At 49.3% G+C, this 24971-nt stretch carries 24 protein-coding genes; 10 read left to right on the top strand and 14 right to left on the bottom strand.

Going from position 1 to position 24971, the window contains the following annotated elements; translation table 11 throughout:
• Positions 1-61: 61 nt before the first annotated feature.
• The 8 genes from dctP to yihU all read right to left on the bottom strand — a co-directional run bounded on the left by dctP (position 62) and on the right by yihU (position 8816).
• Positions 62-1108 (bottom strand): TRAP transporter substrate-binding protein DctP, encoded by a 1047-nt coding sequence (gene dctP, locus PTW35_RS19485; RefSeq protein ID WP_281028588.1) that lies wholly within the window; start codon positions 1106-1108, stop codon positions 62-64.
• A gap of 60 nt (positions 1109-1168) precedes the next feature.
• Positions 1169-2458, bottom strand: coding sequence for a TRAP transporter large permease (locus PTW35_RS19480; RefSeq protein WP_281028587.1), 1290 nt, complete (start codon positions 2456-2458; stop codon positions 1169-1171).
• A gap of 10 nt (positions 2459-2468) precedes the next feature.
• On the bottom strand, positions 2469-3077 hold the full coding sequence (locus PTW35_RS19475) for a TRAP transporter small permease (RefSeq protein ID WP_281028586.1): 609 nt from the start codon (positions 3075-3077) through the stop codon (positions 2469-2471).
• A 467-nt stretch (positions 3078-3544) separates the two neighbouring features.
• The gene (locus PTW35_RS19470; RefSeq protein ID WP_281028585.1) at positions 3545-4405 is read right to left on the bottom strand and encodes a class II fructose-bisphosphate aldolase; all 861 of its coding nucleotides are present in this window, start codon (positions 4403-4405) and stop codon (positions 3545-3547) included.
• 277 nt (positions 4406-4682) lie between these two features.
• The gene (locus PTW35_RS19465; protein ID WP_281028584.1) at positions 4683-5933 is read right to left on the bottom strand and encodes an AGE family epimerase/isomerase; all 1251 of its coding nucleotides are present in this window, start codon (positions 5931-5933) and stop codon (positions 4683-4685) included.
• Positions 5934-6026: 93 nt separating this feature from the next.
• Positions 6027-6767 carry a sulfite exporter TauE/SafE family protein gene (locus PTW35_RS19460; protein ID WP_281028583.1) on the bottom strand — a complete coding sequence of 247 codons (741 nt, stop codon included), beginning with the start codon at positions 6765-6767 and terminating at the stop codon, positions 6027-6029.
• A gap of 74 nt (positions 6768-6841) precedes the next feature.
• A complete protein-coding gene (locus tag PTW35_RS19455) occupies positions 6842-7903 on the bottom strand; it encodes an aldose epimerase family protein (RefSeq protein WP_281028582.1) in 1062 nt (353 codons plus the stop codon).
• Positions 7904-7922: 19 nt separating this feature from the next.
• Positions 7923-8816 carry a sulfolactaldehyde 3-reductase gene (gene yihU, locus PTW35_RS19450; protein WP_281028581.1) on the bottom strand — a complete coding sequence of 298 codons (894 nt, stop codon included), beginning with the start codon at positions 8814-8816 and terminating at the stop codon, positions 7923-7925.
• A gap of 224 nt (positions 8817-9040) precedes the next feature.
• On the opposite strand from yihU, the gene PTW35_RS19445 reads away from it, so the two are divergent.
• Positions 9041-9931 carry a PfkB family carbohydrate kinase gene (locus PTW35_RS19445; protein WP_281028580.1) on the top strand — a complete coding sequence of 297 codons (891 nt, stop codon included), beginning with the start codon at positions 9041-9043 and terminating at the stop codon, positions 9929-9931.
• A gap of 29 nt (positions 9932-9960) precedes the next feature.
• On the top strand, positions 9961-10734 hold the full coding sequence (locus tag PTW35_RS19440) for a DeoR/GlpR family DNA-binding transcription regulator (protein WP_281028579.1): 774 nt from the start codon (positions 9961-9963) through the stop codon (positions 10732-10734).
• A gap of 98 nt (positions 10735-10832) precedes the next feature.
• Here the strand turns inward: PTW35_RS19440 and PTW35_RS19435 are convergent, their stop codons facing one another.
• The 4 genes from PTW35_RS19435 to PTW35_RS19420 all read right to left on the bottom strand — a co-directional run bounded on the left by PTW35_RS19435 (position 10833) and on the right by PTW35_RS19420 (position 14197).
• Entirely contained in the window at positions 10833-11786 is a 954-nt protein-coding gene (locus PTW35_RS19435; RefSeq protein WP_281028578.1) for a DMT family transporter, read from the bottom strand.
• A 332-nt stretch (positions 11787-12118) separates the two neighbouring features.
• A complete protein-coding gene (locus tag PTW35_RS19430; RefSeq protein ID WP_044621437.1) occupies positions 12119-13375 on the bottom strand; it encodes a PTS ascorbate transporter subunit IIC in 1257 nt (418 codons plus the stop codon).
• 9 nt (positions 13376-13384) lie between these two features.
• A complete protein-coding gene (locus PTW35_RS19425) occupies positions 13385-13672 on the bottom strand; it encodes a PTS sugar transporter subunit IIB (protein ID WP_281028577.1) in 288 nt (95 codons plus the stop codon).
• An 81-nt stretch (positions 13673-13753) separates the two neighbouring features.
• The gene (locus PTW35_RS19420) at positions 13754-14197 is read right to left on the bottom strand and encodes a PTS sugar transporter subunit IIA (RefSeq protein WP_281028576.1); all 444 of its coding nucleotides are present in this window, start codon (positions 14195-14197) and stop codon (positions 13754-13756) included.
• 313 nt (positions 14198-14510) lie between these two features.
• Between PTW35_RS19420 and PTW35_RS19415 the strand changes: the two genes are divergently transcribed.
• Entirely contained in the window at positions 14511-15551 is a 1041-nt protein-coding gene (locus tag PTW35_RS19415; RefSeq protein ID WP_281028575.1) for a LacI family DNA-binding transcriptional regulator, read from the top strand.
• A gap of 60 nt (positions 15552-15611) precedes the next feature.
• Here the strand turns inward: PTW35_RS19415 and PTW35_RS19410 are convergent, their stop codons facing one another.
• Complete coding sequence (locus PTW35_RS19410) at positions 15612-15977, bottom strand: DsrE family protein (RefSeq protein WP_039461939.1); 366 nt, start codon at positions 15975-15977, stop codon at positions 15612-15614.
• 135 nt (positions 15978-16112) lie between these two features.
• On the opposite strand from PTW35_RS19410, the gene PTW35_RS19405 reads away from it, so the two are divergent.
• The 7 genes from PTW35_RS19405 (at position 16113) to PTW35_RS19375 (ending at position 23618) form a co-directional block, all read left to right on the top strand.
• Complete coding sequence (locus PTW35_RS19405; protein WP_281028574.1) at positions 16113-16934, top strand: TOBE domain-containing protein; 822 nt, start codon at positions 16113-16115, stop codon at positions 16932-16934.
• A gap of 631 nt (positions 16935-17565) precedes the next feature.
• Positions 17566-17985: a D-ribose pyranase gene (gene rbsD / locus PTW35_RS19400; protein WP_044621443.1), complete on the top strand. Its 420-nt coding sequence runs from the start codon at positions 17566-17568 to the stop codon at positions 17983-17985.
• A 40-nt stretch (positions 17986-18025) separates the two neighbouring features.
• Entirely contained in the window at positions 18026-19531 is a 1506-nt protein-coding gene (gene rbsA / locus PTW35_RS19395; protein WP_281028573.1) for a ribose ABC transporter ATP-binding protein RbsA, read from the top strand.
• Positions 19528-20511 carry a ribose ABC transporter permease gene (gene rbsC / locus PTW35_RS19390; protein WP_044621445.1) on the top strand — a complete coding sequence of 328 codons (984 nt, stop codon included), beginning with the start codon at positions 19528-19530 and terminating at the stop codon, positions 20509-20511. The genes rbsA and rbsC overlap by 4 nt, the downstream gene beginning before the upstream one ends.
• Before the next feature lie 66 nt (positions 20512-20577).
• Entirely contained in the window at positions 20578-21456 is an 879-nt protein-coding gene (gene rbsB / locus PTW35_RS19385) for a ribose ABC transporter substrate-binding protein RbsB (RefSeq protein ID WP_044621446.1), read from the top strand.
• Positions 21457-21648: 192 nt separating this feature from the next.
• Positions 21649-22569: a ribokinase gene (gene rbsK, locus PTW35_RS19380; RefSeq protein WP_281028572.1), complete on the top strand. Its 921-nt coding sequence runs from the start codon at positions 21649-21651 to the stop codon at positions 22567-22569.
• A 44-nt stretch (positions 22570-22613) separates the two neighbouring features.
• Positions 22614-23618 carry a substrate-binding domain-containing protein gene (locus PTW35_RS19375; protein ID WP_281028571.1) on the top strand — a complete coding sequence of 335 codons (1005 nt, stop codon included), beginning with the start codon at positions 22614-22616 and terminating at the stop codon, positions 23616-23618.
• A 501-nt stretch (positions 23619-24119) separates the two neighbouring features.
• Here the strand turns inward: PTW35_RS19375 and fabG are convergent.
• Entirely contained in the window at positions 24120-24854 is a 735-nt protein-coding gene (gene fabG, locus PTW35_RS19370; protein ID WP_281028570.1) for a 3-oxoacyl-ACP reductase FabG, read from the bottom strand.
• Positions 24855-24971 lie beyond the last annotated feature (117 nt).

Genomic DNA, 24971 nt, shown 5'->3' with positions numbered 1-24971 from the left:
CATCAAAAAAGGCCAGCCGAAATCAGCTGGCTCTAAAAAACATGTCATTGCCAATAATCAATTACATCGACAACTGGTATGACGCATCAATCTTCGCCTGACAGGTCTTGATTTCGTTCTGGAAACGCTCAAGCCATTTCTTGCCCTCGGCATCAGCATTGCTTGCCCAGCTATCAACTACCGGCTGGGTCGCTTTCTTGAACGCTTCTTTCTCTTCCGTTGAAGGGTTATAGATCTTACCGTTGGCTTTCTTGAACTCCTCGTACGAGGCATATTCGTTATGCTTCGGGTAAGACATCAGGTATTGTTGCTGAGCGGCAATACCATCCAGTACCACTTTCTTCAACTCTGGTGACAGAGACTTAAATTTCATGTCAGACATCAACCAGGCACCGCCCATGTACGCATGACCATCTAGGGTCAGATAATCAAGGCTTTCATGAAAACGACTCTGGATAATGTCAACGATACCGTTTTTAGTTCCTTCAACCACACCGGTTGATAGCGCTGTGTACACTTCAGGCCAAGCGATTGGTGTCGGCGAACCATCCAGCTCCTTAACCAGATCCTGCTGGACCTTAGCCGGTACCGTACGGATCTTCATACCGTTGACATCTTCCGGAGTTTTCACTGCTTTTTTGGTAGTGGCAAAGTTTCGCCAACCGCCCGAATTAGCCACCATCATCAAACGAACGTTCGGCGCCTTTTTCAGTACATTGCCACGAACATCGGCAATAAACTGATCATTACCGTACACACATTCAGCAACACGGTCGTTAGGCAGTAGGTATGGCAAATCGAATGATTCAGCAGGCTTCCAATAGTAAGCAATCTCAGACACGGTAGTCGGGAAGTAATCGAACATCCCAGCCTGAACTCCAGCAATACATTCTTTACCCGAGCCACAAAGCTGACCTGAACCATAAATCTTAACCGTCAGCTCACCATTAGAGCGCGTTTCCAGATGATTTTTGAATACCAATAGCGATTGGTGGTTGTAGCTATCTGGCGAAGTCAGGTGAACCACATTGAATTCAGTTGCCGCAAGCGCGGTGCCAGATGCCATGAGTGCTGCAGTGGTAGCTAATGTCAAAAGTGTTTTTTTCATAATAATTATACCGTTATAGGAAATTTAGATGTTGTGCTAAGCACTAGTTTTTAATTTCTTCTACATAATGCCGAACAGTTGAGGTAAACCGATCACCAACTGTGGGAAGCAGGAAATCAAGAAAATCAATGCCACTTCAACCATTAGGAAAGGGATAATTTTCTTCGAGATTTCCGCCACCGAGACTTTGGATACGCCCGATGCAACGAACAGTACCAATCCCATTGGTGGCGTCGCCAAACCAATTGACAGGTTTGCACACATCACGACACCGAAGTGAACAGGATCGATACCAGCACTGATCATGATTGGGGCAAAGATTGGCGCAAAAATCAGGATGGCCGGGCCAGCATCAAGGAACATACCGATGATAAACAGCAGCACATTGATAATCGCGAACAGGAGATACGGATTGTCGGTAATGCCATTCATGAAGTCTGCAACCATGCTGGACACGCCAGACAGGCTGATCAATGAGGCAAAACCACTCGCTGCTGCAACGATAATCAGAATTGATGCGGCGTTGACCGCGACCTTGGCAAACAAGGCGTAGGTCGCTTTCACATTGGTTGCGCGAATAATGTAAAGCGAAACCACGATGGCGTAGGCAACGGCTACTGCGGCAGCCTCTGTCGGGGTAAAGATCCCGCCATAGATGCCACCCAGGATAATCACTGGAGTCATCAGGGGCAGGATCGCCAGTTTGAATGCCTGACGGCGCTCCATCGCTGGCGCTCGCTCCATGGGCTGAACCGCTGGGTACTTGCGGATCTGGTAACGGTTCATGATCATCAAACCAATACAGAAGATGATGCCCGGTGTGACGCCTGCCAGGAACATCGCCGCCACAGAGGTGTTCATCACAAAGGCATAGATAAGCATGATACCTGACGGTGGAATAATGTTACCCAGTACCGTCGCCGCCGCGGTCAACGCTGCCGAATAGCCAGCATCATACTTATACTTCTTCATCTCGGGGATCAGCATGCCACCGATAGCAGACGTGGCGGCAACGGCTGAGCCCGTCAAGGCACCGAAGATGGTTGCCGCCAGAATGACCACATGCCCTAGGCCACCGCGAAGATGCTGAACCATGGTTTGGGCAAACGCGATAATGCGTGGGGTAATACCACCCGCCGTCATACATTCGCCGGCCAACATAAAAAACGGTAGCGCCAGCAGTAAGAAGCTATCCAAGCCAGAATAAAGGCGCTGGTACAGCATATTGGCAAATAGCATCTGTTCATTTTGGAACAGGGTAATAATTGGTGACAAACCAAGGGTAAATAATACCGGCACACCAATAATAAGTAAGACTAGGAAATATAACAGGAAGATTGGAGAAACCATTTTTGCCCCCTTACGCCGCAGGTTTTAATTCAAGTTGTTCGGTATCATCCGAATCTTCTACAGGCTTGCCAGATTCGAGCATTTCTGCTGTTTGGCTTGTTTTTGAAACATCCTCAAAATCGCCCAGCATACCGCGAATAGAGGCAATACTTTTTTGTAAGGCATAGAGCATGGTGACTGCCATCATTACCGGCGGCATGATATACACGTAATACATCGGGATAGGCAGGCTATCGGCCATCACAGAGCCAGTTTGGAAGAAGTTCCAACCAAAGGTGATCCACACGGTGAAAACCAGCATGGCAGAGATATGACCTAGCAATAATAAGAAGGAATAAACACGTGGTGCTTTTTTCTCTAATATTTCTGTCAGGAAGGTCATGGCTATATTTTTATCGGCTAAATACACAAAAGGTAAACACAGATAAGTCATATAGATCATTAAGAATCGGGAAGTTTCATCAGTCCAGCTTAGAGGAATATTAAATACGTAGCGAAATAAAACCTGGGCAACAACAATGGCTGTCATTAATAAGAGTAATATTCCGGCAACATGACGCAACAGGCGTGATAAGGGTGTTGTCACAATATTCAATGCTTTCTCAATAGTACGCAGCATAGAATCACCATCCAATGTGAATGAGGGCATAGTTATTAGGGGGCCACCAAAGGCTCCCAATTAAAGTAGGGTTAAGCCAGCGAGAGCGCTGCAGCACCAGGGCGTTTACCTTGATGAGTCACAGTGCGGTGCTGGAGAGCTTTTGTGTATGTTTTATCCATGAAGCCTTTGACTGGACGCGTTGTTGGAGACACCAATGAACGTTTATCCATTTCACTGCAACCTTGTAGGTCATGCCCCCTTCTGATGCGAGCTAGAGTCATGATTAAGCTTGTTGGTTTCAGTGACGTCATTGTGTATCCCTTTTGTTCTAGTCCATTCATGTGTTTCGCAAATGACATGCTGTCCGATAAATTCGCTCTATTGATAACTTAATTAGTGGCAGTAATCCGTGACGATTTTCACATACGGACAAAACATGTCATTTTTATGTATCTTATGTGCCAAAAATGGACACTTTATAAGATTTAAGCTTTACCATTTGAACCAAATAAACGGATCTTATGCTGTACCACTTCTTTCATCGCTGCGATACCGCTGTTCATAACATCAGCTAGAATGTAGTCTTCCTCGTTCGCACGCCAGTGAGCCTGAACCCCGTCAATAAAGCCTTGACGCAGCTCCGTATCAACGTTGATCTTAGCTACACCACGCTTAACAGCTTCGATAACTTGATCATCTGGCACACCCGAACCACCGTGCAATACAATCGGCTTCTTCACGGCTTCTTTGATTTCTGACAAACGCTCAAATTTTAGCTCTGGTGTTGTTTTATAGACACCATGGGCTGTACCGATAGACACGGCCAGGTAGTCAACGCCAGTACGCTCGGAGAAATCCAGAGCCTCTTCAACCGTCGTGATCATGGCATCTTTCTCATCTACGGTAATGTCATCTTCAGTACCGCCGATTTTGCCGATCTCGCCTTCCGAGCCAAGGCCAAGTGCATTTGCAACGTCTACCACGGCTTTGGTAATACGCACGTTTTCCTCAAATGGCAGCGCTGAGCCATCAAACATCAGTGAGTTGAAGTTGCAGCGAGCCGCTTCCATGGTCTGCTTGAACTGGCGGCTGTGGTCTAGGTGGATACAAACTGGCACTGTGATGTTGTGGTGTTTCATCAGTGAATCTACCGCGTTTTTCAGTGGCTCCATGCCCATCTCGTTGATGGCTTTCTGGCCAATCTGGATCATGATTGGTGATTGTTCTTCTTCAGCAGCCAGCAGTACCGCTTTGATTGTTTCTAGGTTGTGTGCAGTAAAGGCGCCGATCGCATAACCATTGTTCCACGCTTCCTGAATCATTGTTTTACCAGACATGTAAGCCATGTTAAGTGTTCCTCTTTGTTCACTTGTTTGTTCGTTGTTGTAAATAAAGTAACAGGCAGAACGGTTCATTTCTGTTAGTTACGTATCACTTTCCAACAAGAAGATACAAAAACAGACACAAATAGACAAAAATGAGTGCTAGAGCACATCTTATTTCATTTAAGGGAAGATAACGTCAGCAAGCATTGCAGAAGGTAGAGACAAAAAAAGATGACAGCCCGAAAGCTGTCATCTTTATGCATAAAACTACAAGTCAGAGGGTAGTAGTTTTAAGGCATTAGTCCATATTCTTATCCAGCAAGCCTGCAGCCAGAGCGGGCGCCAAGCCCGGAGTCAGAGGTAGACGAGGGATCACCAGGCAATGCATTAGATGGTAGATATCTTGCTTGCCATCCCACACTTTGCTGGTTCCTGCTTGGTTATTGGTATCCAATTCCTGCCACCAAGAACAACCTTCGTAATCAATCAGGTAAGTGCGACAGTAATCCCACCAGGTACGGTAGTACTCTTGGTACTTTTCGTCCCCTGTAACTGTGTACAGCGCATAAGCGGTACCGATCGCTTCCACTGGCGCCCAACGAATACGTTCACGCACAACCGGTTTGCCGTCCCAATCAACGGAATAAACAAAGCCTGGCGCACCATCGACCGACCATGCATCACGCACAGTGGCATCAAACAGACCGATAGCATCTTCCAATAGCCAATCCGGACACTCGGCACCGATTGCAAGCAATGTGGCGCGTAGGTGGCAGATCAGACGGCCCCACTCGATCCAGTGGCCAGGGGTGCCGCCGTATGCGCGGAAGTGGCTGGCTGGGGTTTCTTTGTTGTAGTCTGGTAGCGGGTTCCAGTCTGAGTCAAAGTGCTCGTTGACGCGGTAGTTGAGCGATTTTGCCGTCTTGTTGATCATAAACTCAGTGATATGCAGGGCACGATCTAGCCACTTTTGGTCTTTCGTCACATCGTAAACAATCAGGAAAGCTTCAACAGAGTGCATCGCGGCATTACCACCGCGGTAGTCTTCCGTCTCTGAGAAGGTATCATCCCAAGACTCGAAACACATCTGCTTTTCTTCACACCAGAAATGGTTCTCATACACGTTGATGGCTTCATCCAGCAGCGCCTGGGCACGCGGGTGGCCTGTCGTCACCGCACTGGCTGCACCCAGCAGAACGAAACAGTGCTGGTAACCCTGCTTGGACGCGTCAACAATACCGCTACCCTCATTATCGATAGTCGCATACCAACCACCGTGAGTGTTATCTTTCAAAGGACCTTCTAATGCCGCGATACCATGCTCAACCAGATCGTAAGCACCAGGACGCCCCATCAGTGCAGCCAGCGAATAACAGTGCAGCATGCGTGCAGTGATCCACAGGCGAGTGCCCATCTCTTCACGAATGTTGCCGTTGTTACCAACCCAGCCAAAACCGTTTGGTACGACCGATTTTCTGCCGAATTCAAAGATTCGATCGGTTTCTGTTTCTAGCCAAGAGTTATGAGATCGGGTATTAATCCATTTCATGAAGTGTTTCCTCGTTATTTTCTTTTGCTACTGAAATTAGCAGGCAGCAGCGTTCAATTCTGTTAGTTATCTATCACTTTTCGACAAAAACAATCAAAAAATGACATTCTTGAGCACTAGTACACAACCGATGACCAAAAGCAGGCCGTGTACAATATGGTGGTAGTTGATCTTATATTTCTGCAGGAAGTGGTATCCCACCATGCCGCCGGTCATCCCCACAAGAAATGCAGGCATTGCAGAAGCAACCAGGCTGTTTACATCCGGGGTAAAGAGCCCTTCATTCCAGAAGCTGGCAATGGCGCCAATCATCTGCAGCATGAAAAAGAACACCAGCGTTGATTTAGCTTGATCAGCAGTCCACGGCTGCATGGATGTATACGCAATCACTGGAGGCCCAGCTTCGCCCACACTGGCCCCCAGTACGCCAGAGGCAAACCCCGTCCCGACAGTGACAGGCACTGAGGTCTTTGAAAAGGCGGGTTTGCTGCTTCGCATCGAGTGGATACTCGAGACAATCAGTACAATCCCCATGGTGATGAGAATGTATTGTGACGGCAGGCTGGCCAATAGCTTGGCACCAACAAAGGAGGCAGGCAGTGACCCAGCGACAAGGATCAGGCCAGCTTTGTATTGAATAGCGTGGCGCATTTTCCAAACGATTGGAAAGGTTACTAGCCAACCAAAAATACCAGCAATAGGCACTGCCATTTTTGCATCTACCACCATAGAAAGCAGTGGAACAGACACAAGAGCCAAGCCAAATCCGGTCAAGCCTTGTGTAAAGCCCCCTAATGCAATGATCAGGGAGACCAAAACTACGGTCATATCCATATTTAATTCCTGATTAGGGGCGATGGCCCGCCCCTACGACGTTATTGGCAGATGGTTTACTTCACGGAGAAGCTTTATTTCACGGAGAAGCGGTGGATGGTTTTCTCTTCAAACACTTCACCGGGGTTTAAACGCACATTCGGGAAATGTGGTTGGTTCGGACTGTCCGGGAAATGCTGAGTCTCAAGACATAGCCCATCGAACGATTCATACTTGTAGCCATTACGGCCAAACCAAGCTTTGTTCGACAATTTAGCCCCGTTATAAAACTGGACTCCAGGCTGAGTCGTCAGCACTGTCATCACTCGGCCAGTCAGTGGCTCATAAAGCTCAGCGGCATAGGCATATTCCCCCAGCTTTCGCTTTTGGTTGATCACAAAGTTGTGGTCAAATGTGCCACCCGGCACCTTGCCCTTGTTATCGCGGATTTCCACCGGCAAGGTAAAATCGAGCCCTGTTCCTTTAACGACAAGGATTTCGCCAGTCGGGATCATATTCTCGTTCACCGGCGTATAGAAATCGGCGTAAAGCGTCAATTCATGCCCGTCCACCAAGCCCGAATCATGCCCGCCAAGGTTGTAGTAACTATGGTTGACCAAGTTAACCACCGTTGGCTTATCCGTTGTCGCTTTGAAGTTGAAGTGCAACTGGTTATGCTCATCCAGCCCAATCGTATGAGTTACATGCAAAGTACCGCCATAGCCAGACTCCCCATCCGGTGATACCCGGCTGAAATGAAGGTAAACCGCCTCATGTTGCTGCTCTACGGCGAAGTCCCACACATACTTGTCAAACCCTTTGCTACCACCATGAATGTGCTGTGCCGTGGGTGGCTCATTGGTTTCCAACTGGAATACCTCGCCGTCCAATTCGTAGCGTCCATCTTTGATCCGGTTGGCATAGCGACCAGCAATGGCACCGAAAAATGGATGTCCTTCTAAGTATCGCTCAAGGCTCTCATAGCCTAATACCACTTCAGCAAGTTGACCGTCACGATCAGGCGTTGTTATCGACGTAACAATACAGCCGTAATTGGTGACTTGGACTTTCATGCCCTGGCTATTTTCGAGGGTGAACAACTTGACGGGTTGCGATTGACCTTCAACTTCACCCCAGCTTTCACTGGTTAGTTTCACGTTATTGTCCTTGGTTTTTTTATTTGATTTTAGCTTCCAGGCCAGATGTTACGCGTAGCTGCTCAAACACTGATGTCCAGTCCTGGCGACCACGACCGGCAGCACGGGTGATGCTGTACAGTTCACGCGATGCCGCGCCGCAGGGCATAGGCACATTCACCTGGTTGGCGAGATCCAAGGCAATACCCAAGTCTTTGTGCGCAAGATCAACCATAAAGGCTGGTGACAAGTCGCCGGCAAGGACTTTGCCTGGCCATGTCGTTGTAAAGTGGCCTTTGCCTGCAGGTGTGCCGCTCATTACTTCAAGCGCCGTTTCAAATTCAAGGCCAATCGCTTCTGACAACGTCGCAGCTTCTGCAGAGAGTGCGTTAAGCGCAATACTCATGTAGTTATTGATGATCTTGACTCGGATACCTTTACCCGCACCACCAGCATCAACCGTCTCTGAGCCCATACAGTCAAACAGTGGCTGTGCGCGCGCGATTTGCTCTTGGGTACCACCAGCAAGGATCAGCAGCTCCCCTTTCACTGCATGGTCTGAAGTGCGCCCTACCGGCGCTTCCATCATCGAGAAGCCTTTGTCACTCATCTGCTTAATCAGCGCATCGGTTTCAAACGGATGAATAGTCGACATATCGATTAGCAGTGCATTCTTATCTAGCGACTCAACAATGCCTGACTCACCGAACAGAACGTTTTTTACCAGAGTGCCATTTGGCAGCATGGTTACAACAAATTCGGCATCCAGTGCCGCATCGGCCGGAGAGCTTGCCGCTGTCGCGCCCTGCTCAACAAGTGCCTCAACAGCTGATGTATTGATATCGAAAACACGCAGTGAGTGCCCGCCCTTGATAAGATTCAGCGCCATTGGGCTGCCCATTTGTCCTAATCCGATAAAACCAATTGATGACATGTATTTATCCTTACTCTCGCTGTTGATTTGCAATCAATATAAACATTAAGAAACAAAACAACCACAACAAATGTCACATTTTGTTGTTTTTTGTCGTTTTAAGTTGTTTTGTGATTACTATCCCAATCATTTTGTCAATAATGGATATACTGTGGATATAAGGATGTACTTAGTGAGTGCATTGCCAATAACGTCAGACAACGGATTTAAATAAGAGAATAACTATGACTATTGCGTGTTTAGGAATTACGGTACTTGATAGGATCCAGCGAATAGACAGCCTGCCGACCCAAGGTGGTAAATTTGTCGCCAAGGATTACTTCGAAGTAGGCGGCGGGCCGGCAGCAACAGCCGCCGTTGCGGTCGCAAAGTTAGGCCACGATGTTGATTTTATTGGTCGTGTTGGCCAAGACGCCATCGCAGATACCATGCTGACCGAGTTAGCTGGCTACAATGTGAATGTCGATAAAGTCGTGAAAATTGCTGATGCCTCATCGGCGTTCTCTGCTGTGCTTGTCGATGACGAAGGCGAGCGAATGATCATCAACTATCAAGATACGTCTTTAAAACGTGATACAAAACCACTTGAATTAATTGATTTTTCTATCTATAAGACAGTACTCACAGATGTAAGGTGGGTAGAAGGGGCAAAATACGCCCTCGAGCAAGCCAAAAAGTACAACATACCTTCGGTATTGGACGCAGATATCACACCGGATGCCATCGATGATCTGGTCAAACTGGCCGACCATGTGGCATTCTCTGAACCGGGCCTTGAAAAGTTCACCGGAAGCAGTGATCCAATAGAAGGACTCAAAATCGCTCAGAAACGGACAAAAGGCAAAGTATATGTGACAGTCGGCTCAAAAGGCTGTTACTGGTTCGAAAGTGGAGAACTCTGCCACCAGCCAGGTGTCAAAGTCGACGTTGTCGATACCACCGGAGCGGGTGATGTCTTTCACGGTGCATTGGCAGTCGCTGTTGCTGAAGCGATGCCAGCACGTAAATCGGTGATTTTTTCAAACACTGTCGCCGCAATAAAATGTACAAAGCGCGGTGGTCGAGAAGGCATTCCGACAAGATCGGAAGTGGATAGCCAACTACATAATAAATAGCGGTAACTATAAGCGGTAAAGGGTTTAACGTGACGAATCCAAGACAAGACAAACTGATAAAACTTGTAATAGACAAGGGCTATTACACCGTAGAAGAGCTGGCTGAAAAGCTTGACGTATCTACGCAAACTATTCGCAGGGATATCAAAAAGCTCAGCGAAGAGCGCTTAGTGATCCGTCACCATGGCGGGGCAAGCTCCCCGGCCAGTAAAACCAACCTGGACTATGAAGTCCGTAAGGTATCTGCAACCGAGCAAAAGCATGCTATTGGCAAGGCGATTGCCGACCTGATCCCAGATGGATCAACGGTGTTCATTACCATCGGCACCACAGCCGAGGTTATAGCCAGCCACCTTGCAGATAAGAAAAACCTCCAGGTCATTACCAACAGCTTACGTGTTGCCAACGTATTGCATAACAACAAAAGCATTGATGTGCTAATCCCCAGTGGCAAGATCAAAGCGTTTAACGGCGGTATCGTCGGGACCGAAGCATTGGATTTCATCTCTCACTTCCGTTTCGACTACCTGATCACCAGTGCGGCATCGATGGATGTGGACGGGACGTTGCTGGAATACGATTTGAACGAAACGGTGATCACCCAGACAGTAATGAAATCAGCGCGCCATGTCATCATCGCGCTGGACTCGTCGAAATTCATTCCGAAAGGATCAATCGAGCTAGGCCATATCAAGGAAGCCACCTATTTGTTCACGGACCAACCATTGAGCGCCAACCTTGAAAGTGTGGCGAAACAAGGAGAGACCGAAGTTAAAGTGTGTGAGCCGGCCTTAGCACATTAAGATTAGCTACAATTAGCCCACAGATAATGATAAAGCGGGAGGTATACCTCCCGCCTTTTTATGCCTAAGCCCAACAGTTTTGAAGCTATTGTGACGCGCTAAACTAGCTCTTCGGCCAGGCAAGCCGGACATTTCTTCACCGGCCTAACCGTCAACTTTCTCCAACCTTTTCGCCATAATGCCGGCTCTGCTTTCGACAGTAGGATCCCCATAAACAGTGGCGCTAACAGAAGCATAGACTGCAAACCAATTCCACTGTTATTGACCGCAGCAGAAATCAACAAGGCCACGATAGGGAAAATAAAGAAACACAAGGATGCAGTAAATGGCGTCGACACCTGATTCAATTTAAAGTAGGCCACAATCCCCCCGACACTGGCTACAACGCCCAAAAAGACGACCGCGGCCAAGGATGATATAGCAAATCCAGACATATCGACGCTTTCTACCAAACCCGAGACGAACAGCAAAAGAACAGAAGCCAATAGGCAAGGGAGCGCATTGTAGGTCAATACCGGAATATCTTTACAGTGCTTTTGCACCATGACATACATCACTGCATGGATGATCACCGCGCCGGACAAAGCGCCTATCCCAATTGCGTAGCTTGTTCCCCCTATCGCCATTTCATTGACCAGAATCCAACTCAGGCTGATGGCCGCCAACAGCAAGCCCAGCAACTGGTGGGGTACTAACCTGAGTCGCAAGAATACAAAAGAGGCCAACATGACGACGATAGGCATATTGGCAAAAATAATTGCCGCCAGTCCAGATGAGATATATTGCTCGCCAAAAATCATCAGGGTGAAGGGAAGTGCAAAGTAGAACACCGCAACTATCGGCACCCAGTAACCGCGCCCCTTAGGAAATAACAACGGCTGCTCGAAATACTTGGCAAGCGCTACCAGCAATGGGGCGGCAATCAGAAAGCGCAGCCCTGTCGCCATGATCGGCGGGATTGTAGTTACTGCGACTTCCATCGCAAACCAGGTTGTTCCCCATATTAAACACACAGATAAAAACAGCATGGGTACGATATATTTCGTTCTCATAATCATTCCTAGAAATTTTGAGCGCCACTGGCATTCACTTGCCAAATAATTTTCAACTCAATTACTTAGGTAAGACACATCCGTTGAATGTTTAATCTAATACGAAATAGGTAAACCACTGTCTAGGTACGTAAGCCAACGTAAACCGATGATACTTAATGTCAGTTTCAGCTCAAGATCATAGTTTGACAATCAAACAAGCCGTGGATTTTTCGTCGTCAGCCGTTAGAACCAATTAGAGCTAACGTGGTATGTTGCAGATACAAAAGAGCCCGCGACCAATGAGGTTGCGGGCTCTTTGCATTTATAGAAATCGCCTCTATCAGGCGTGATTAGCGGACAATCAGACCTAGCAAGATACCGACGATACCAAAGTCAGCATCACTGAAGGTAGTATTGGCAAAGCCAAGGTCACCCAGTACCGGCAGCAAGAATACCGGTAGGAAGGTAATCAATAGGCCTTGGGCAAACGCACCCAGCATTGCACCTCGGCGGCCACCGGTTGCGTTGCCGAATACCCCTGCAGCAGCGCCAACGAAGAAGTGCGGTACCACCCCCGGGATAATGACTGTCAGCCCCATGATGTAGAGCAGGAACATACCGAACAGGCCGGCAGTGAAGCTGGATAGGAAGCCAACCAAAACCGCGTTTGGTGCATATGGGAACACCACCGGGCAATCAAGCGCAGGTTTGGCATTAGGTACCAGCTTGTCAGAGATCCCTTTGAATGCCGGTACGATTTCAGCGATAACCATACGCACACCCTGAAGGATAACGTAAACACCGGCTGCAAATGTGATTGACTGCATCAGCGAGAACATGAACCAGTGCTTGCCACCACTCACTTCACGGACAAAATCACCACCAGCAAACAAACAGGTGATCAAGAAGATGATACTCATGGTGAAGGAGATCGCCACCGGCGTATCACGCAAGAACAACAAGCTCTTTGGCACATCCATATCTTCGGTAGAGTGCTCTTTGTTACCAAATTTGCTACCGATGAACCCCGCCAGCACATACGACATGGTGGAAAAATGGCCAATGGCCACATCATCAGAGCCTGTCACCTGCTTCATGTACTTATGGGCAATGGCTGGGAACAGCACCATCACAAAACCAACGACCAGCGAGCCAAGAACAATCAGCGGCACACCACTCATGCCACTCGACGACAGAATCGCAGCCACCATCATCGACATGAACAGGGTGTGGTGGCCGGTCAGGAAGATAAATTTCCAAGGCGTGAAACGGGCGATCAGGATATTCACCAGCATGGCGAAGAACATGATCATCGCCATCTCTTTGCCGAAGGCTTCCTGAGCAATCGACACAATGGCTTCGTTATTAGGTACTACCCCGGAAATACCGAATGCTTCGGTAAAGATGGCAGAGAAATCGCCCAGAGAGGTGACAACCAGTCCCGCACCGGCCCCCAGGATCACAAAACCCATAATGGTCTTGACCGTACCCTTGATACACTCGGTCACTGGTTTTTGCTGGGCAATCAGACCGATAAGCGCTATCAGACCGACCAGGACGGCTGGCTCGGCCAGCACGTCGTTCATTAAAAAGCGAAAGAATTCCATAGTGGCCTCTTATAGTGCGCCAAGCTCTTGTAGGGCTGCAGAAAGACGGTCTTTCATCGCGTTTTTATCTACCATGTTGTCCAGAGCAACGATTTTTCCGTCGATACCCTGAGCGACCAGCTGCTCAGCAATATCATTAGTACCGATAAAGATATCGCTTTCGGTGCCTTTCGCCGACCCCAAATCAATATGGTCTACATTTGCCGCTACACCCAAGTCTTTCACGATGCCCTTGATGCTCATTTCCATCATCAGAGAAGTGCCTAGACCGTGACCACATACAACCATGATTTTCATAATATTCTACCTTTCTACTACTTTAAGCGTTATTAGTGTGCGAACAATTCGCCGTTGTTTGTTTGGCAAAAGCCATTTGAATTAATAGGTTTCGATGATGCGGCGAATAGCGGCAACATCTTGCGCGGCACAGATTTGCGCCACATGTTCTTCGTTCATAAAGAGCTCTGCGAGCTGGGCAATCGCATCGACGTGGCTGTTGCTATCGGTCGCAGCCAGTGTCACCAACATTTTCACCGGATCATTTTCATCGGCATCGAAGTTCACACCGTTGCGGATCACTGTCAGCCCCAGCGCCAGGCGGTTTACACCGTTTTCGGGGCGAGCGTGCGGCATTGCGATCCCTGGACCGATGACGTAATAAGGCCCCATTTCTTGGTGTGACTTGAAAATTGCCTCAACGTAGCTTGGTTCGATCGCACCATTGTCAATCAGCGGTTGGCAAGACAACTCAATCGCCTGTTGCCAGTTTTCAGCCGAATCATGAAGGCTAATTACATCTTGGGTAAGCAGTTCTTTCAGCATCGCTCTTCTCGTTTCTTCAATGGGTAACTTGTGTCGTTGGGGCCACTTTAACGATCGGACTGGATAAATAAAGCGATCAAAATCACATTTGGTAGCGCTACCTGATAGCGCTACCAAAATTTGTGATAGCGCTACCATTTTTAATCTCACAGAGCTGGCAAACCAATTGGAACCTTGGTATCAACAAGGTTAAAATGCATGTTTCACAATAACGCGATCAGGATGTTAAAATTAAGCATCTGATTTTTAAATGAAAATAGCATTGCTAACCAACTTGAATTAGCAATGCTATTTTATGATGTAGGGAGATTCGATGGCTGAGCCTCGAAAACGTCGCAGCACAGGTCGTGCAACACTCGCGGATGTTGCCAAACTCGCAGGTGTGGGCTCGATGACAGTATCACGGGCACTGCGTACCCCAGAGCAGGTTTCTGACAAACTGCGCGAAAAAATCCAACAAGCCGTCGATGAGCTTGGCTATATTCCCAACAAAGCCGCCGGCGCGCTCGCTTCAGGCCAGAGCGATACGATCGCCATGCTTATTCCGTCGATGACGGAGAGTGCCTGCGGCCAATTCATCGGGCCGTTTCAATCCCACCTGGCTAAGCGTAATTACCAACTGCAAATTAGCTATACCGGCGGTGTGTTAGAGCAAGAAGAGAAAATCCTCACCAACATTCTGGCCAGTAGCCCAGCGGCTATCGTACTGTTTGGCAGTGAGCGTTCGGCAAAAGGACGGAAGTTACTCGAAGCCTGTAATATTCCCGTACTCGAAGTCAATGAAATCACCCCGTTGGCCATAGATCTCAATGTCGGTGTCGATCATTACCAAGCGGCAAAAGTCTTGACCCAGCAGCTAATCGCCCAAGGATTCAAGAACATTGGCTTTATCGGTGGCCATGGTGACCAGGCGATCCTCAACAAGCAGCTCAGAGGCTGGCAGGCAGCGATGCTCGAAGGCTACTTGACCCCAGATCATTTCCTGACCTCCCACGGGCAAGCCAGCATCGAGTTAGGTGCAGAAGGGCTCGCAAAGTTGCTACTGCGAGAGCGGGAGCTAGATGCATTGATCTGTACCCATGAAAACATTGCCATGGGTGCACTGTTCGAGTGCCAACGCAGGGTGATTAAAGTACCGACATCGATGGCGATAACCTGCCTTGACGGGGCTGACTATTGCCAGCAAAGCTACCCTGGTATCACGGCTATTCACGTCGATTATCCAGACATGGCGATCAAGGCATCTGAGCTGCTAGTTGGGAAAATTGAGGATAGAGACACACCTGCGGGCTCGGCTGGCAGTGTCAACATCGGTTTTCAGTTGCTGAGCCGTGCGAGCAGCTATACCGGCTAACGCCTATCAATCCACTGACCGAAGGCATACAGGGCTGAATACCATCAGCCCTGGCTCTGATCAGAATGTCACGACTTTGTCGGCCTGTAGCGTCCAGAGTGATAAATCATCCAATGTACCAATTTCGGCACCTTCGATAAGTGGCAATGACGACAGTCCGCGGGCGTTGCAGCAGGTTTTGCACAGTTTCACTTCGGCACCTTGGGCGATCAGAATCTCCAGCATCTGCTGGACATGGTACCCTTCTCCCGGCGCTTGGGCTGGCAGTGCACAGCTGACGGCATCAGACATCAAAAAGATTTTGATTTCAGTCTCGGCTTCACTTTGCTCACCAAGATTAATCGCCAGCCGCAAGCCATTGAAAGAGCGCTCCGAGCCATAGGGTGCATCGTTTAGAATAAACAGTAGGGTTTGCTTTGGTTTCATTGTTCCGCTTTCCTTCATATCTTGATTTTTTTGTTTTATAAATCAATCACTACTAAAAGTCAGGTATACTCTACGGAAAAACACCGCAACGATGTATGATCTGGCACACATTGGCACAAAGGGACGGACAACACTATGGATTTCGACGCAACGCTTACCTTGTCGCAACAAGGCAAAATGTTCGCCAATCCCCGCCGCATCGCCCTGCTAAAAGCCATTGCCTCGTCGGGTTCGATCAGCCAGGGGGCCAAGCTCGCAGGGATCAGCTACAAAGCCGCATACGATGCCGTAAAGGAAATGAACCACCAGTCTGAACTTCCTCTCATCGAATCTGAAAAAGGGGGAAAAGGCGGTGGTGGCGCTTTGCTGACGAATCATGGCCAGCGGCTGGTACAAATGTATGAGCTGCTGGAACAAATCCAATCGATGGGGTTGGAAGCGCTCAACGACGAAAGTGTACCGCTGCACAGCCTGCTTGGTGTCATGAGCAAGCTGTCGCTGCAAACCAGCGCCAGAAACCAGCTCTTTGGCACCATTGAGCAGATAGAAAACCATGCCCTACATGATCTGATCACTGTCGTATTGCAGGGAGGCATAAAGCTCACCGCCACTATCACCCATGGCAGCACAGTTCGGCTGAACCTGCATCAGGGGAAAGATGTGGTAGCCCTGATCAAAGGGCCGGCCATCGATATCAAACTTCCCTCGTCAATGCCTGAGGCCCAGCCCGATCAAGACACGCACGATACCACCTCGGGGCATAACTGGATAATGGGAAGAGTCAAAGCGATCGATGCCGACGACAATTCGGTCGAAGTAACCCTGACACTCAACCAAAACGATGAGATTTGTGCCCTGATTGATAAAGGAAGCGAAGACGTGACGGGGCTCAATATTGGGGACGAGGCCTACGCTGTCTTTCCCAGTGCACAGGTTATCTTGGCAACGCTAAGCTAGTCTGAAAATCGCTAATTGAATTTGATACAAGAGTTTTGCAACGGATTGTAGACCTCCCCTTGCTGGAGGCAACTTTCTAGATAGCGATAATCCAGGTATTGAAAGGCAAAAAGTAGAAACACTGACAGCACCATTCCAAGCAATGACACCCGCATCAACCACAATTTCTTCCTCTTCATCGCATATAGCATCACAGCTACTGAAACTGGGGCAATACTGAGCAAGACAGGTTGAAGCTGGAGTACGGTTACCATCACGATCAGTCCATTTCGGTGATTAAAGATCTGCGCCCGAGCTATTTGCAGGCGTATATACGCTGCAATAATAAGCCTTTCGCCCGCCAAATTTCAAAGCAAACTCCCCCCCTTTGCAAAACCTTACATAAAAATCACATAGCCCCTGCCGCCATGATTCCCAATGCACAAAAAACATTCACCAAAAGGATATTTCTTCTGAGCCCAATCACATTTTTCAACCATAATTAGTGCGCATCGAAACGTTTGCTTTTACATTTATCGCCATCGAAACGATTGCGTAATCGTTTCGATGGAAAATTAAGACACGGATGATACGGCCAAGGTTGGCATACGACGTTAGAAGCATCACCACCATCAATAACTAAGGTGCAAGCATGAAAAAGAGCGCACTCATCAACTCAGAATTGTCCTATCTGGTTGCCACTCTTGGCCATACCGATGAAGTCACTGTGTGTGACGCGGGTCTGCCAATCCCAGATGAAACCCAACGCATTGATCTTGCCCTTATCCCAGGTGTTCCCACCTTCATCCAGACAGTAAAAGCCTTGCTGGGCGAGATGCAGATTGAAGGCGTGGTGATGGCAGAAGAATTCAAGCAAGTCAGCCCAGAGCACCACGATGCGCTGATTGCCCTAGTCAGAGAAGAAGAAGCGATGTGCGGGAAAACCTTCAACATTGCTTATGTGCCTCACGAGGCATTCAAAGTACATACCCAGAACAGTAAAGCGGTGATCCGTACTGGCGAATGCACCCCATATGCCAATGTCATTTTCCAAGCCGGCGTCGTGTTTTAAGCGCACCCGTAGTTGCAGAGACCAGTTGCAAGGACTCCCTATGACTCAGCCAATTTTAGAACTCAAAGACATCGAAAAGGCATTCCCCGGCGTAAAGGCGCTGGACAAGGCCAGCCTGAATGTCTACCCGGGCAAGGTAATGGCCTTGATGGGTGAAAACGGTGCTGGTAAGTCAACACTGATGAAAGCGTTGACTGGCATCTACCACATGGACGCTGGCGAGATTCGCTACCAAGGCCAGACGGTTAACTTCAATGGCCCCCGCCATTCGCAGGAGGCTGGGATCAGTATCATCCACCAGGAGCTGAACCTGATCCCGGAATTGACCATCGCCGAAAACATCTTCCTTGGCCGCGAGAAAACCAACGCGTTCGGCGGTATCAAGTGGTCACAGATGTACAAGGAAGCCGATGCCCTACTCGCCCGGCTGAATGTGAAGCACAGTTCACGTACCTTGCTGGGCGACCTGAGCCTTGGCGAACAGCAGATGGTCGAGATTGCCAAGGCCCTGTCGTTCAAGTCCCAAGTCATCATTATGGATGAACCGACGGACGCCCTGACCGACACCGAGACAGAATCCCTGTTCAAGGTGATCAATGAATTGCGTGAAGAAGGCACGGGTATTGTTTATATCTCCCACCGTTTGAAAGAGATCTTCGAGATCTGTGACGACATCACGGTGTTGCGTGACGGCAAGTTCATCGGCCAGCGTGCAGTTGCCGATATCGATGAAGACACCATGATCGAAATGATGGTTGGCCGCCGCCTCGATGAGCAGTACCCGCGGATCGACGTCAAACACGGTACCACTTGCCTCGAAGTGAAAAACCTTAACGGCCCGGGCGTCCACGATGTCAGCTTTACTTTGGATCGCGGTGAGATCTTGGGGATCTCTGGCCTGATGGGTGCGGGCCGCACTGAGCTCATGAAAGTGATTTACGGTGCCCTTGAACGTGAGTCAGGTGATGTGGTCCTCGATGGCAAGGTGATCAACCCGCTGACCCCGCAAGACGGCCTGGCCAACGGCATCGCCTATATTTCCGAAGACCGAAAAGGGGATGGTTTGATCCTTGGCCTATCGGTGAAGGAGAACATGTCGATCTGTTCGCTCGAGCAGCTGTCAAAAGGCATCCAGCTTCGGCATTACGACGAGGTCACTGCCGTCGAGGACTTTATTCGCCTGTTTAACATCAAGACACCGACCCACAACCAGATCATCGGTAACCTCTCTGGCGGTAACCAGCAGAAAGTGGCCATTGCCAAAGGCTTGATGACCAAACCTAAGGTATTAATTTTGGACGAACCAACCCGCGGAGTCGATGTCGGTGCCAAGAAAGAAATCTACCAGCTAATCAACCAATTCAAGTCAGAAGGAATGAGCATCATCCTGGTTTCTTCTGAAATGCCGGAAGTACTCGGCATGAGTGACCGCATTTTGGTCATGCACGAAGGCAAAATCAGCGGTGAATTCATGGCTGAAGAGGCCGACCAAGAAAAACTTCTCGCCTGCGCTGTGGGTAAACAAATCAACGAGGTAGCAGCATGAGCAGCAACGCTATGACCAAACAACAAAACTCAGGTAGCGCCAAGCTATTTAGCAAAGAGTGGCTAATCGAGCAGAAGTCTCTGATTGCGCTCATATTCCTCATTGTCGTGGTGTCATTTCTGAACCCGAACTTTTTCACTGTCGACAATATCCTGAATATCCTGCGTCAAACCTCGGTCAATGCCATCATTGCGGTGGGTATGACACTGGTTATCCTGACCGCCGGTATTGACCTGAGCGTCGGCTCGGTACTGGCTTTATGTGGTGCTTTTGCCGCCTCACTGATTGCGATGGAAGTCCCAGTCATGATTGCCGTGCCTACTGCCCTGCTGGCAGGTGCAGCTCTCGGTGCTATCAGTGGTGTCATTATTGCCAAGGGCAAGGTCCAGGCCTTCATTGCCACCCTAGTCACCATGACCCTGCTACGCGGTGTCACCATGGTATACACCGATGGTCGACCTATCTCTACTGGCTTCACCGACGTTGCTGACAGCTTTGCCTGGTTCGGCACCGGCTACGCGATGGGTATCCCAGTGCCAATCTGGCTGATGGTGATTGTCTTTGCCGCGGTATGGTACCTATTGAACCACACCCGTTTCGGTCGCTACATCTATGCCCTCGGCGGTAACGAATCAGCAGCTCGTCTTTCTGGTATCAATGTGGATCGCGTCAAGATTGGGGTCTATGCCATCTGTGGTCTGCTCGCCGCGCTTGCCGGCATCATCGTGACCTCTCGCCTGTCTTCGGCACAGCCGACAGCGGGTATGGGCTACGAGCTTGATGCTATCGCTGCGGTTGTTCTTGGCGGTACCAGCCTTGCTGGTGGTAAAGGCCGCATTATGGGTACCCTGATCGGTGCACTGATCATCGGCTTTTTGAACAACGCCCTAAACCTATTGGATGTCTCCTCCTACTACCAAATGATTGCGAAAGCAGTGGTTATCCTGCTGGCAGTCCTAGTAGATAACAAAAATAAGTAACACAACCTCTGTTCGCGGGTAGCCCCCTGCCCGCCTCCACCCGACATATGTAGAAAGGAAAATAGAATGAAAAAGTTAGCAACCCTGATCTCTGCCGCTGTACTGTCAGCTTCATTCAGCTCTACGGCTGCCGCGCAGGACACGATGGCAATGGTTGTCTCCACGCTGAACAACCCATTCTTCGTTACCATGAAAGAAGGGGCAGAAGCCAAAGCGAAAGAGTTGGGCTATAACCTGATTGTTCTTGATTCACAAAACGATCCAAGCAAAGAGCTTTCCAATGTGGAAGATCTGACAGTTCGTGGCGTGAAGGCAATTCTGATCAACCCGACCGATTCCGATGCGGTTTCCAATGCTATCCGCATGGCCAACCGCTCTAACATCCCTGTCCTAACCCTGGACCGTGGTGCCAGCCGCGGTGAAGTAGTCAGCCACATTGCCTCTGACAACGTGGCCGGTGGTGAAATGGCCGGTAAGTTCATCATGGAAAAAGTGGGTGAAAAAGCCCGCGTTATCCAACTAGAAGGTATTGCCGGTACCTCTGCAGCCCGTGAGCGTGGTAAAGGCTTCATGCAAGCGGTTAATGCAAGCGGCATGGAACTACTAGCGAGCCAACCAGCGGACTTCGACCGCACCAAAGGCCTGAACGTGATGGAAAACATGCTGGCGGCTAACCCTGACGTACAAGCAGTATTTGCCCAAAACGACGAAATGGCGCTGGGTGCCCTGCGTGCCGTACAGGCATCGGGCAAAGATGTCCTGATCGTTGGCTTTGACGGCACTGATGACGGTATCGCTGCGGTTAAGCGCGGCAAACTGGGAGCGACTATCGCCCAGCAGCCAGACCTAATTGGTGCACTGGGTGTGGAAACCGCCGACAAGATGCTGAAAGGCGAGCAGGTTGAAGCAAACATCCCTGTTCCTCTGAAAGTGGTTTCTGAATAAGAGACAGGACCTAGAACCTAGTGCCTAAATTCTAGGATCTAGGAACACTTAAACTAAGGCGTCGATATGACTTCAGCTTTCGCGCCTTAGTTTTAACCCTAAAAAGGGTGCAAAATCTATCGCTTAGCAACCTACTTCTACCCAACTGCTAAGCCATACATTTTGGCCAATGAGAATGAAAAAGGTCCCAATATGAATAAATTAGTCGTTCTTGGCAGTGTGAACGCCGATCATGTTCTGCAAGTTGCTTCGTTTCCTCGTCCGGGAGAAACACTGCATGGCCACAGTTACTGTGTGATCCCCGGGGGGAAAGGGGCAAACCAGGCAGTAGCGGCCGCCCGCCTGGGTGCCGATATCGCCTTTATCGCCTGTGTCGGTGACGACAGCTTCGGCCACGAGATGCGTGACGCCTTTGCCAGAGAAGGCATGAATACCGATGGCGTGATGATTGAGAAAGATATGCCTACCGGTATTGCGATGATCCAAGTGGCGGCAACCGGAGAAAACAGTATCGCTATATCGGCCGAAGCCAATGCTTGCCTGAGCCCGGCTCGCATCGAGCCTCACCACAACCTGATCAAGCAGGCCGATACGCTACTGATGCAACTGGAAACCCCGATGGCGACCATCGAAGCGGCAGCAAAAGTGGCAAAGCAAGCTGGGACTCGTGTAGTACTAAACCCAGCCCCTGCCCAGCCATTATCGGATGACTTATTGCAACATATTGATATGATTACGCCTAACGAGACTGAGGCAGAACTGCTAACCGGTATCAAGGTGACAGACACTACCAGCGCCCAACAGGCCGCCGATGCCCTGCACGAGAAAGGCATCAAGCACGTTATGATCACCTTGGGCAGCCAAGGTGTGTGGGTAAGCGAGAACGGCCAAGGCCGACAAGTACCGGGCTTCCGTGTAGATGCCAAAGATACCACGGCTGCCGGCGATACCTTCAACGGTGCGCTGCTGACCGGCCTGCAGGAAAGCAAGGCGATGGATGACGCCATTCGTTTTGCCCATGCTGCTGCCGCGATTTCAGTCACTCGAATGGGTGCTCAAACCTCTATTCCACACCGCCGTGAAGTGGAACGTTTTCTTATTGAGCACCAGTAAGTAATTGGTACCGTGCCCGCCTGGGCACGGTTCAGGGAGAGCCTATGGCGACAATCAAAGATGTAGCAAAGCTCGCAGGAGTCTCGACTTCTACGGTTAGCCATGTCCTAAATAAAACCCGCTTTGTCAGTGAAGACATTTCTACCCGTGTCATGGCGGCAGTGAAAGAGCTGAACTATGCCCCGTCAGCTTTGGCGCGAAGCCTTAAGGTTAACCACACCCGTACTTTCGGTATGCTCGTGACCACCTCGACCAACCCTTTTTTCGGCGAGGTGGTAAAAGGGGTCGAGCGCCGTTGCTACGAGCAAGGCTACAACCTGATCCTGTGCAATACCGAAGGCGATCTAGCCCGTATGCGTGACAGCCTCGATATCCTGCTGCAAAAACGGGTCGATGGACTGCTTTTGATGTGCAGCGAAGTTGACGGTCAGGCATTCGATCTATTTTCTCGCCACCAACCGGTCCCAACCGTGGTGATGGACTGGGGCCCGATCGATTTCCCGAGCGATAAAATCCAGGATAACTCGCACCATGGCGGTTATCTGGCGACCAAACACCTCATCGACCAAGGACATACCCAAATTGGCTGCCTAACCGGCCCGCTTGATAAACTCACCGCCCAGCAGCGCTTGTCGGGGTATGTGCAGGCGATGGAAGAAGCCGGATTGGAAGTCAACAAGAAGTGGATTGCCTCGGGCAACTTCGAGTGTGAAGGCGGGGAAATCGCCTTTAATGAAGTATTTGCCAGGGGTGAACTACCAACAGCCCTGTTCGTCTGTAATGACATGATGGCGATGGGCGTAATCAATACCGCCAGCAAAAAAGGTATTCGCGTACCGGAAGATCTATCAATTGTTGGCTACGACGATATCAAGCTGGCCAAGTACATTACCCCGTCACTAACGACAATCCACCAGCCCAAACACCGATTGGGACAACAAGCCGTCGATATCCTGCTCGACAAGATCCAGAACAAGCACGAAACCAACACGGTGATCCAACTCGAACCGACACTGGTAGAACGCGATAGCGTCAAGCGCGTTCACTAATGTACCTTCAACACTAACAACGGAGCCCAGTCTCGTGGGCTCTTTTGCTTGGTAACTTCTCCTGCAAGTCGCTATTTCCGCTTCCTACTCCCCCGCCCGTCAAATTAGGCATCCGCCGTTACCATTTTGATAGTGATTAATATTAGTTAAATGATCTGTTTATAAATAATGAACACTATTTTATTGACCAAGCGCCCCATTCAGCGTACAACTGTAAGCCAAGTTTTCACGGTATATCTTTGGCTCTCAACCCAACAGCCCGTTCAACCCGGCTAAAGGACAACATCATGCTAAATAGCATTACGCACTGGATTAAACTTCGCTTGCTCCGTTCATCCCTATCCAATCAATGGGAGAATGATTTCTTTAGCTGCCACTTTTGATCTGAAATAGCCCAACGGCGGGCGACACGGCATTACCGGCACAACAGATTTAATAACCGCGCATAAAAAATCCCCTGCCGTACCGCAGGGGATTGTGACGTTACCTGAAGCGAATAAGTTAGATCACCAACCCACCATCAATTTTCAAAGTTTGGCCGGTAATGAAGGCCGAGTTGTCACTCGCCAGGAACAAGGCACCGTTGGCAATGTCTTGCGGTTTGCCCATCCGGCCTAACGGTGTTTTCTGCCGCATGAAGTCCAGCACTTTATCCGGTAAATCGACAGTCATTGGAGTTTCGATAAACCCAGGAGCAATACAGTTGGCCCTGACCTGGGCCCCCTTGCGAGAAAACTCCTTCGACCATCCTTTGGTCATGGCAATCACGCCACCTTTAGTAGCCGCATAATTAGACTGGCCAATATTACCATCAGTACCGACCACTGAAGACATGGTTATAATTGACCCCGAGCCACCTTCAATCATCACGGGTGCAATGGCCTGGGTCATGTTGAACACGCCCTTGAGGTTGACATCCGAGACCAGATCCCAATCTTCCTCAGTCATTTTTTCTATCAGGTTATCTCGTGTCACACCCGCATTATTAACCAGAACATCAATTTTGCCGTGTTCCGACTTCACCTTTTCCACAAATTGAGCAATATTGGTGCGATCGCAAACATTCAACTCAACCCCTTTTACATTCGGGTATTTTGCTTCCAAGTCAGCCATTGCAGCTAAGTTCATGTCGCAAGCATATACTTGCAGCGCATCCTGCTTGGCAAAGGTTTCAACAATGCAGCGGCCAATACCTTGGGCACCACCTGTCACGATACACACTTTATTTTCTAGCATTTTTATATTCCCCTTAATGAATACCAAACTGTTGACATCTAAACGGTTAGAACTGGTATTAGCGAGTGCCTGCAGTTGTGACGGGCAACACAACTCACTGTATTCTGGTATTTTAGA

Origin of the sequence: Photobacterium sp. DA100 (assembly GCF_029223585.1) — a bacterium.
Taxonomy (GTDB): Bacteria; Pseudomonadota; Gammaproteobacteria; order Enterobacterales; family Vibrionaceae; genus Photobacterium.
This window is presented reverse-complemented; position numbering and strand designations above follow the sequence as displayed.

Bases quoted from the DNA above. Each gene is read 5' to 3' on its own strand.
- dctP (WP_281028588.1), bottom strand. From the start codon at position 1,108: ATGAAAAAAACACTTTTGACATTAGCTACCACTGCAGCACTCATGGCA.
- PTW35_RS19465 (WP_281028584.1), bottom strand. From the start codon at position 5,933: ATGAAATGGATTAATACCCGATCTCATAACTCTTGGCTAGAAACAGAA.
- PTW35_RS19420 (WP_281028576.1), bottom strand. From the start codon at position 14,197: ATGCTGAAAGAACTGCTTACCCAAGATGTAATTAGCCTTCATGATTCG.
- yihU (WP_281028581.1), bottom strand. From the start codon at position 8,816: ATGTCATCAATTGGTTTTATCGGATTAGGACAAATGGGCAGCCCAATG.
- rbsC (WP_044621445.1), top strand. From the start codon at position 19,528: ATGAGCAGCAACGCTATGACCAAACAACAAAACTCAGGTAGCGCCAAG.
- PTW35_RS19460 (WP_281028583.1), bottom strand. From the start codon at position 6,767: ATGGATATGACCGTAGTTTTGGTCTCCCTGATCATTGCATTAGGGGGC.
- rbsB (WP_044621446.1), top strand. From the start codon at position 20,578: ATGAAAAAGTTAGCAACCCTGATCTCTGCCGCTGTACTGTCAGCTTCA.
- rbsA (WP_281028573.1), top strand. From the start codon at position 18,026: ATGACTCAGCCAATTTTAGAACTCAAAGACATCGAAAAGGCATTCCCC.
- PTW35_RS19430 (WP_044621437.1), bottom strand. From the start codon at position 13,375: ATGGAATTCTTTCGCTTTTTAATGAACGACGTGCTGGCCGAGCCAGCC.
- PTW35_RS19410 (WP_039461939.1), bottom strand. From the start codon at position 15,977: ATGAAACCAAAGCAAACCCTACTGTTTATTCTAAACGATGCACCCTAT.
- PTW35_RS19480 (WP_281028587.1), bottom strand. From the start codon at position 2,458: ATGGTTTCTCCAATCTTCCTGTTATATTTCCTAGTCTTACTTATTATT.
- PTW35_RS19435 (WP_281028578.1), bottom strand. From the start codon at position 11,786: ATGAGAACGAAATATATCGTACCCATGCTGTTTTTATCTGTGTGTTTA.
- fabG (WP_281028570.1), bottom strand. From the start codon at position 24,854: ATGCTAGAAAATAAAGTGTGTATCGTGACAGGTGGTGCCCAAGGTATT.
- PTW35_RS19470 (WP_281028585.1), bottom strand. From the start codon at position 4,405: ATGGCTTACATGTCTGGTAAAACAATGATTCAGGAAGCGTGGAACAAT.
- PTW35_RS19475 (WP_281028586.1), bottom strand. From the start codon at position 3,077: ATGCTGCGTACTATTGAGAAAGCATTGAATATTGTGACAACACCCTTA.
- PTW35_RS19425 (WP_281028577.1), bottom strand. From the start codon at position 13,672: ATGAAAATCATGGTTGTATGTGGTCACGGTCTAGGCACTTCTCTGATG.
- PTW35_RS19445 (WP_281028580.1), top strand. From the start codon at position 9,041: ATGACTATTGCGTGTTTAGGAATTACGGTACTTGATAGGATCCAGCGA.
- rbsD (WP_044621443.1), top strand. From the start codon at position 17,566: ATGAAAAAGAGCGCACTCATCAACTCAGAATTGTCCTATCTGGTTGCC.
- PTW35_RS19405 (WP_281028574.1), top strand. From the start codon at position 16,113: ATGGATTTCGACGCAACGCTTACCTTGTCGCAACAAGGCAAAATGTTC.
- rbsK (WP_281028572.1), top strand. From the start codon at position 21,649: ATGAATAAATTAGTCGTTCTTGGCAGTGTGAACGCCGATCATGTTCTG.
- PTW35_RS19375 (WP_281028571.1), top strand. From the start codon at position 22,614: ATGGCGACAATCAAAGATGTAGCAAAGCTCGCAGGAGTCTCGACTTCT.
- PTW35_RS19415 (WP_281028575.1), top strand. From the start codon at position 14,511: ATGGCTGAGCCTCGAAAACGTCGCAGCACAGGTCGTGCAACACTCGCG.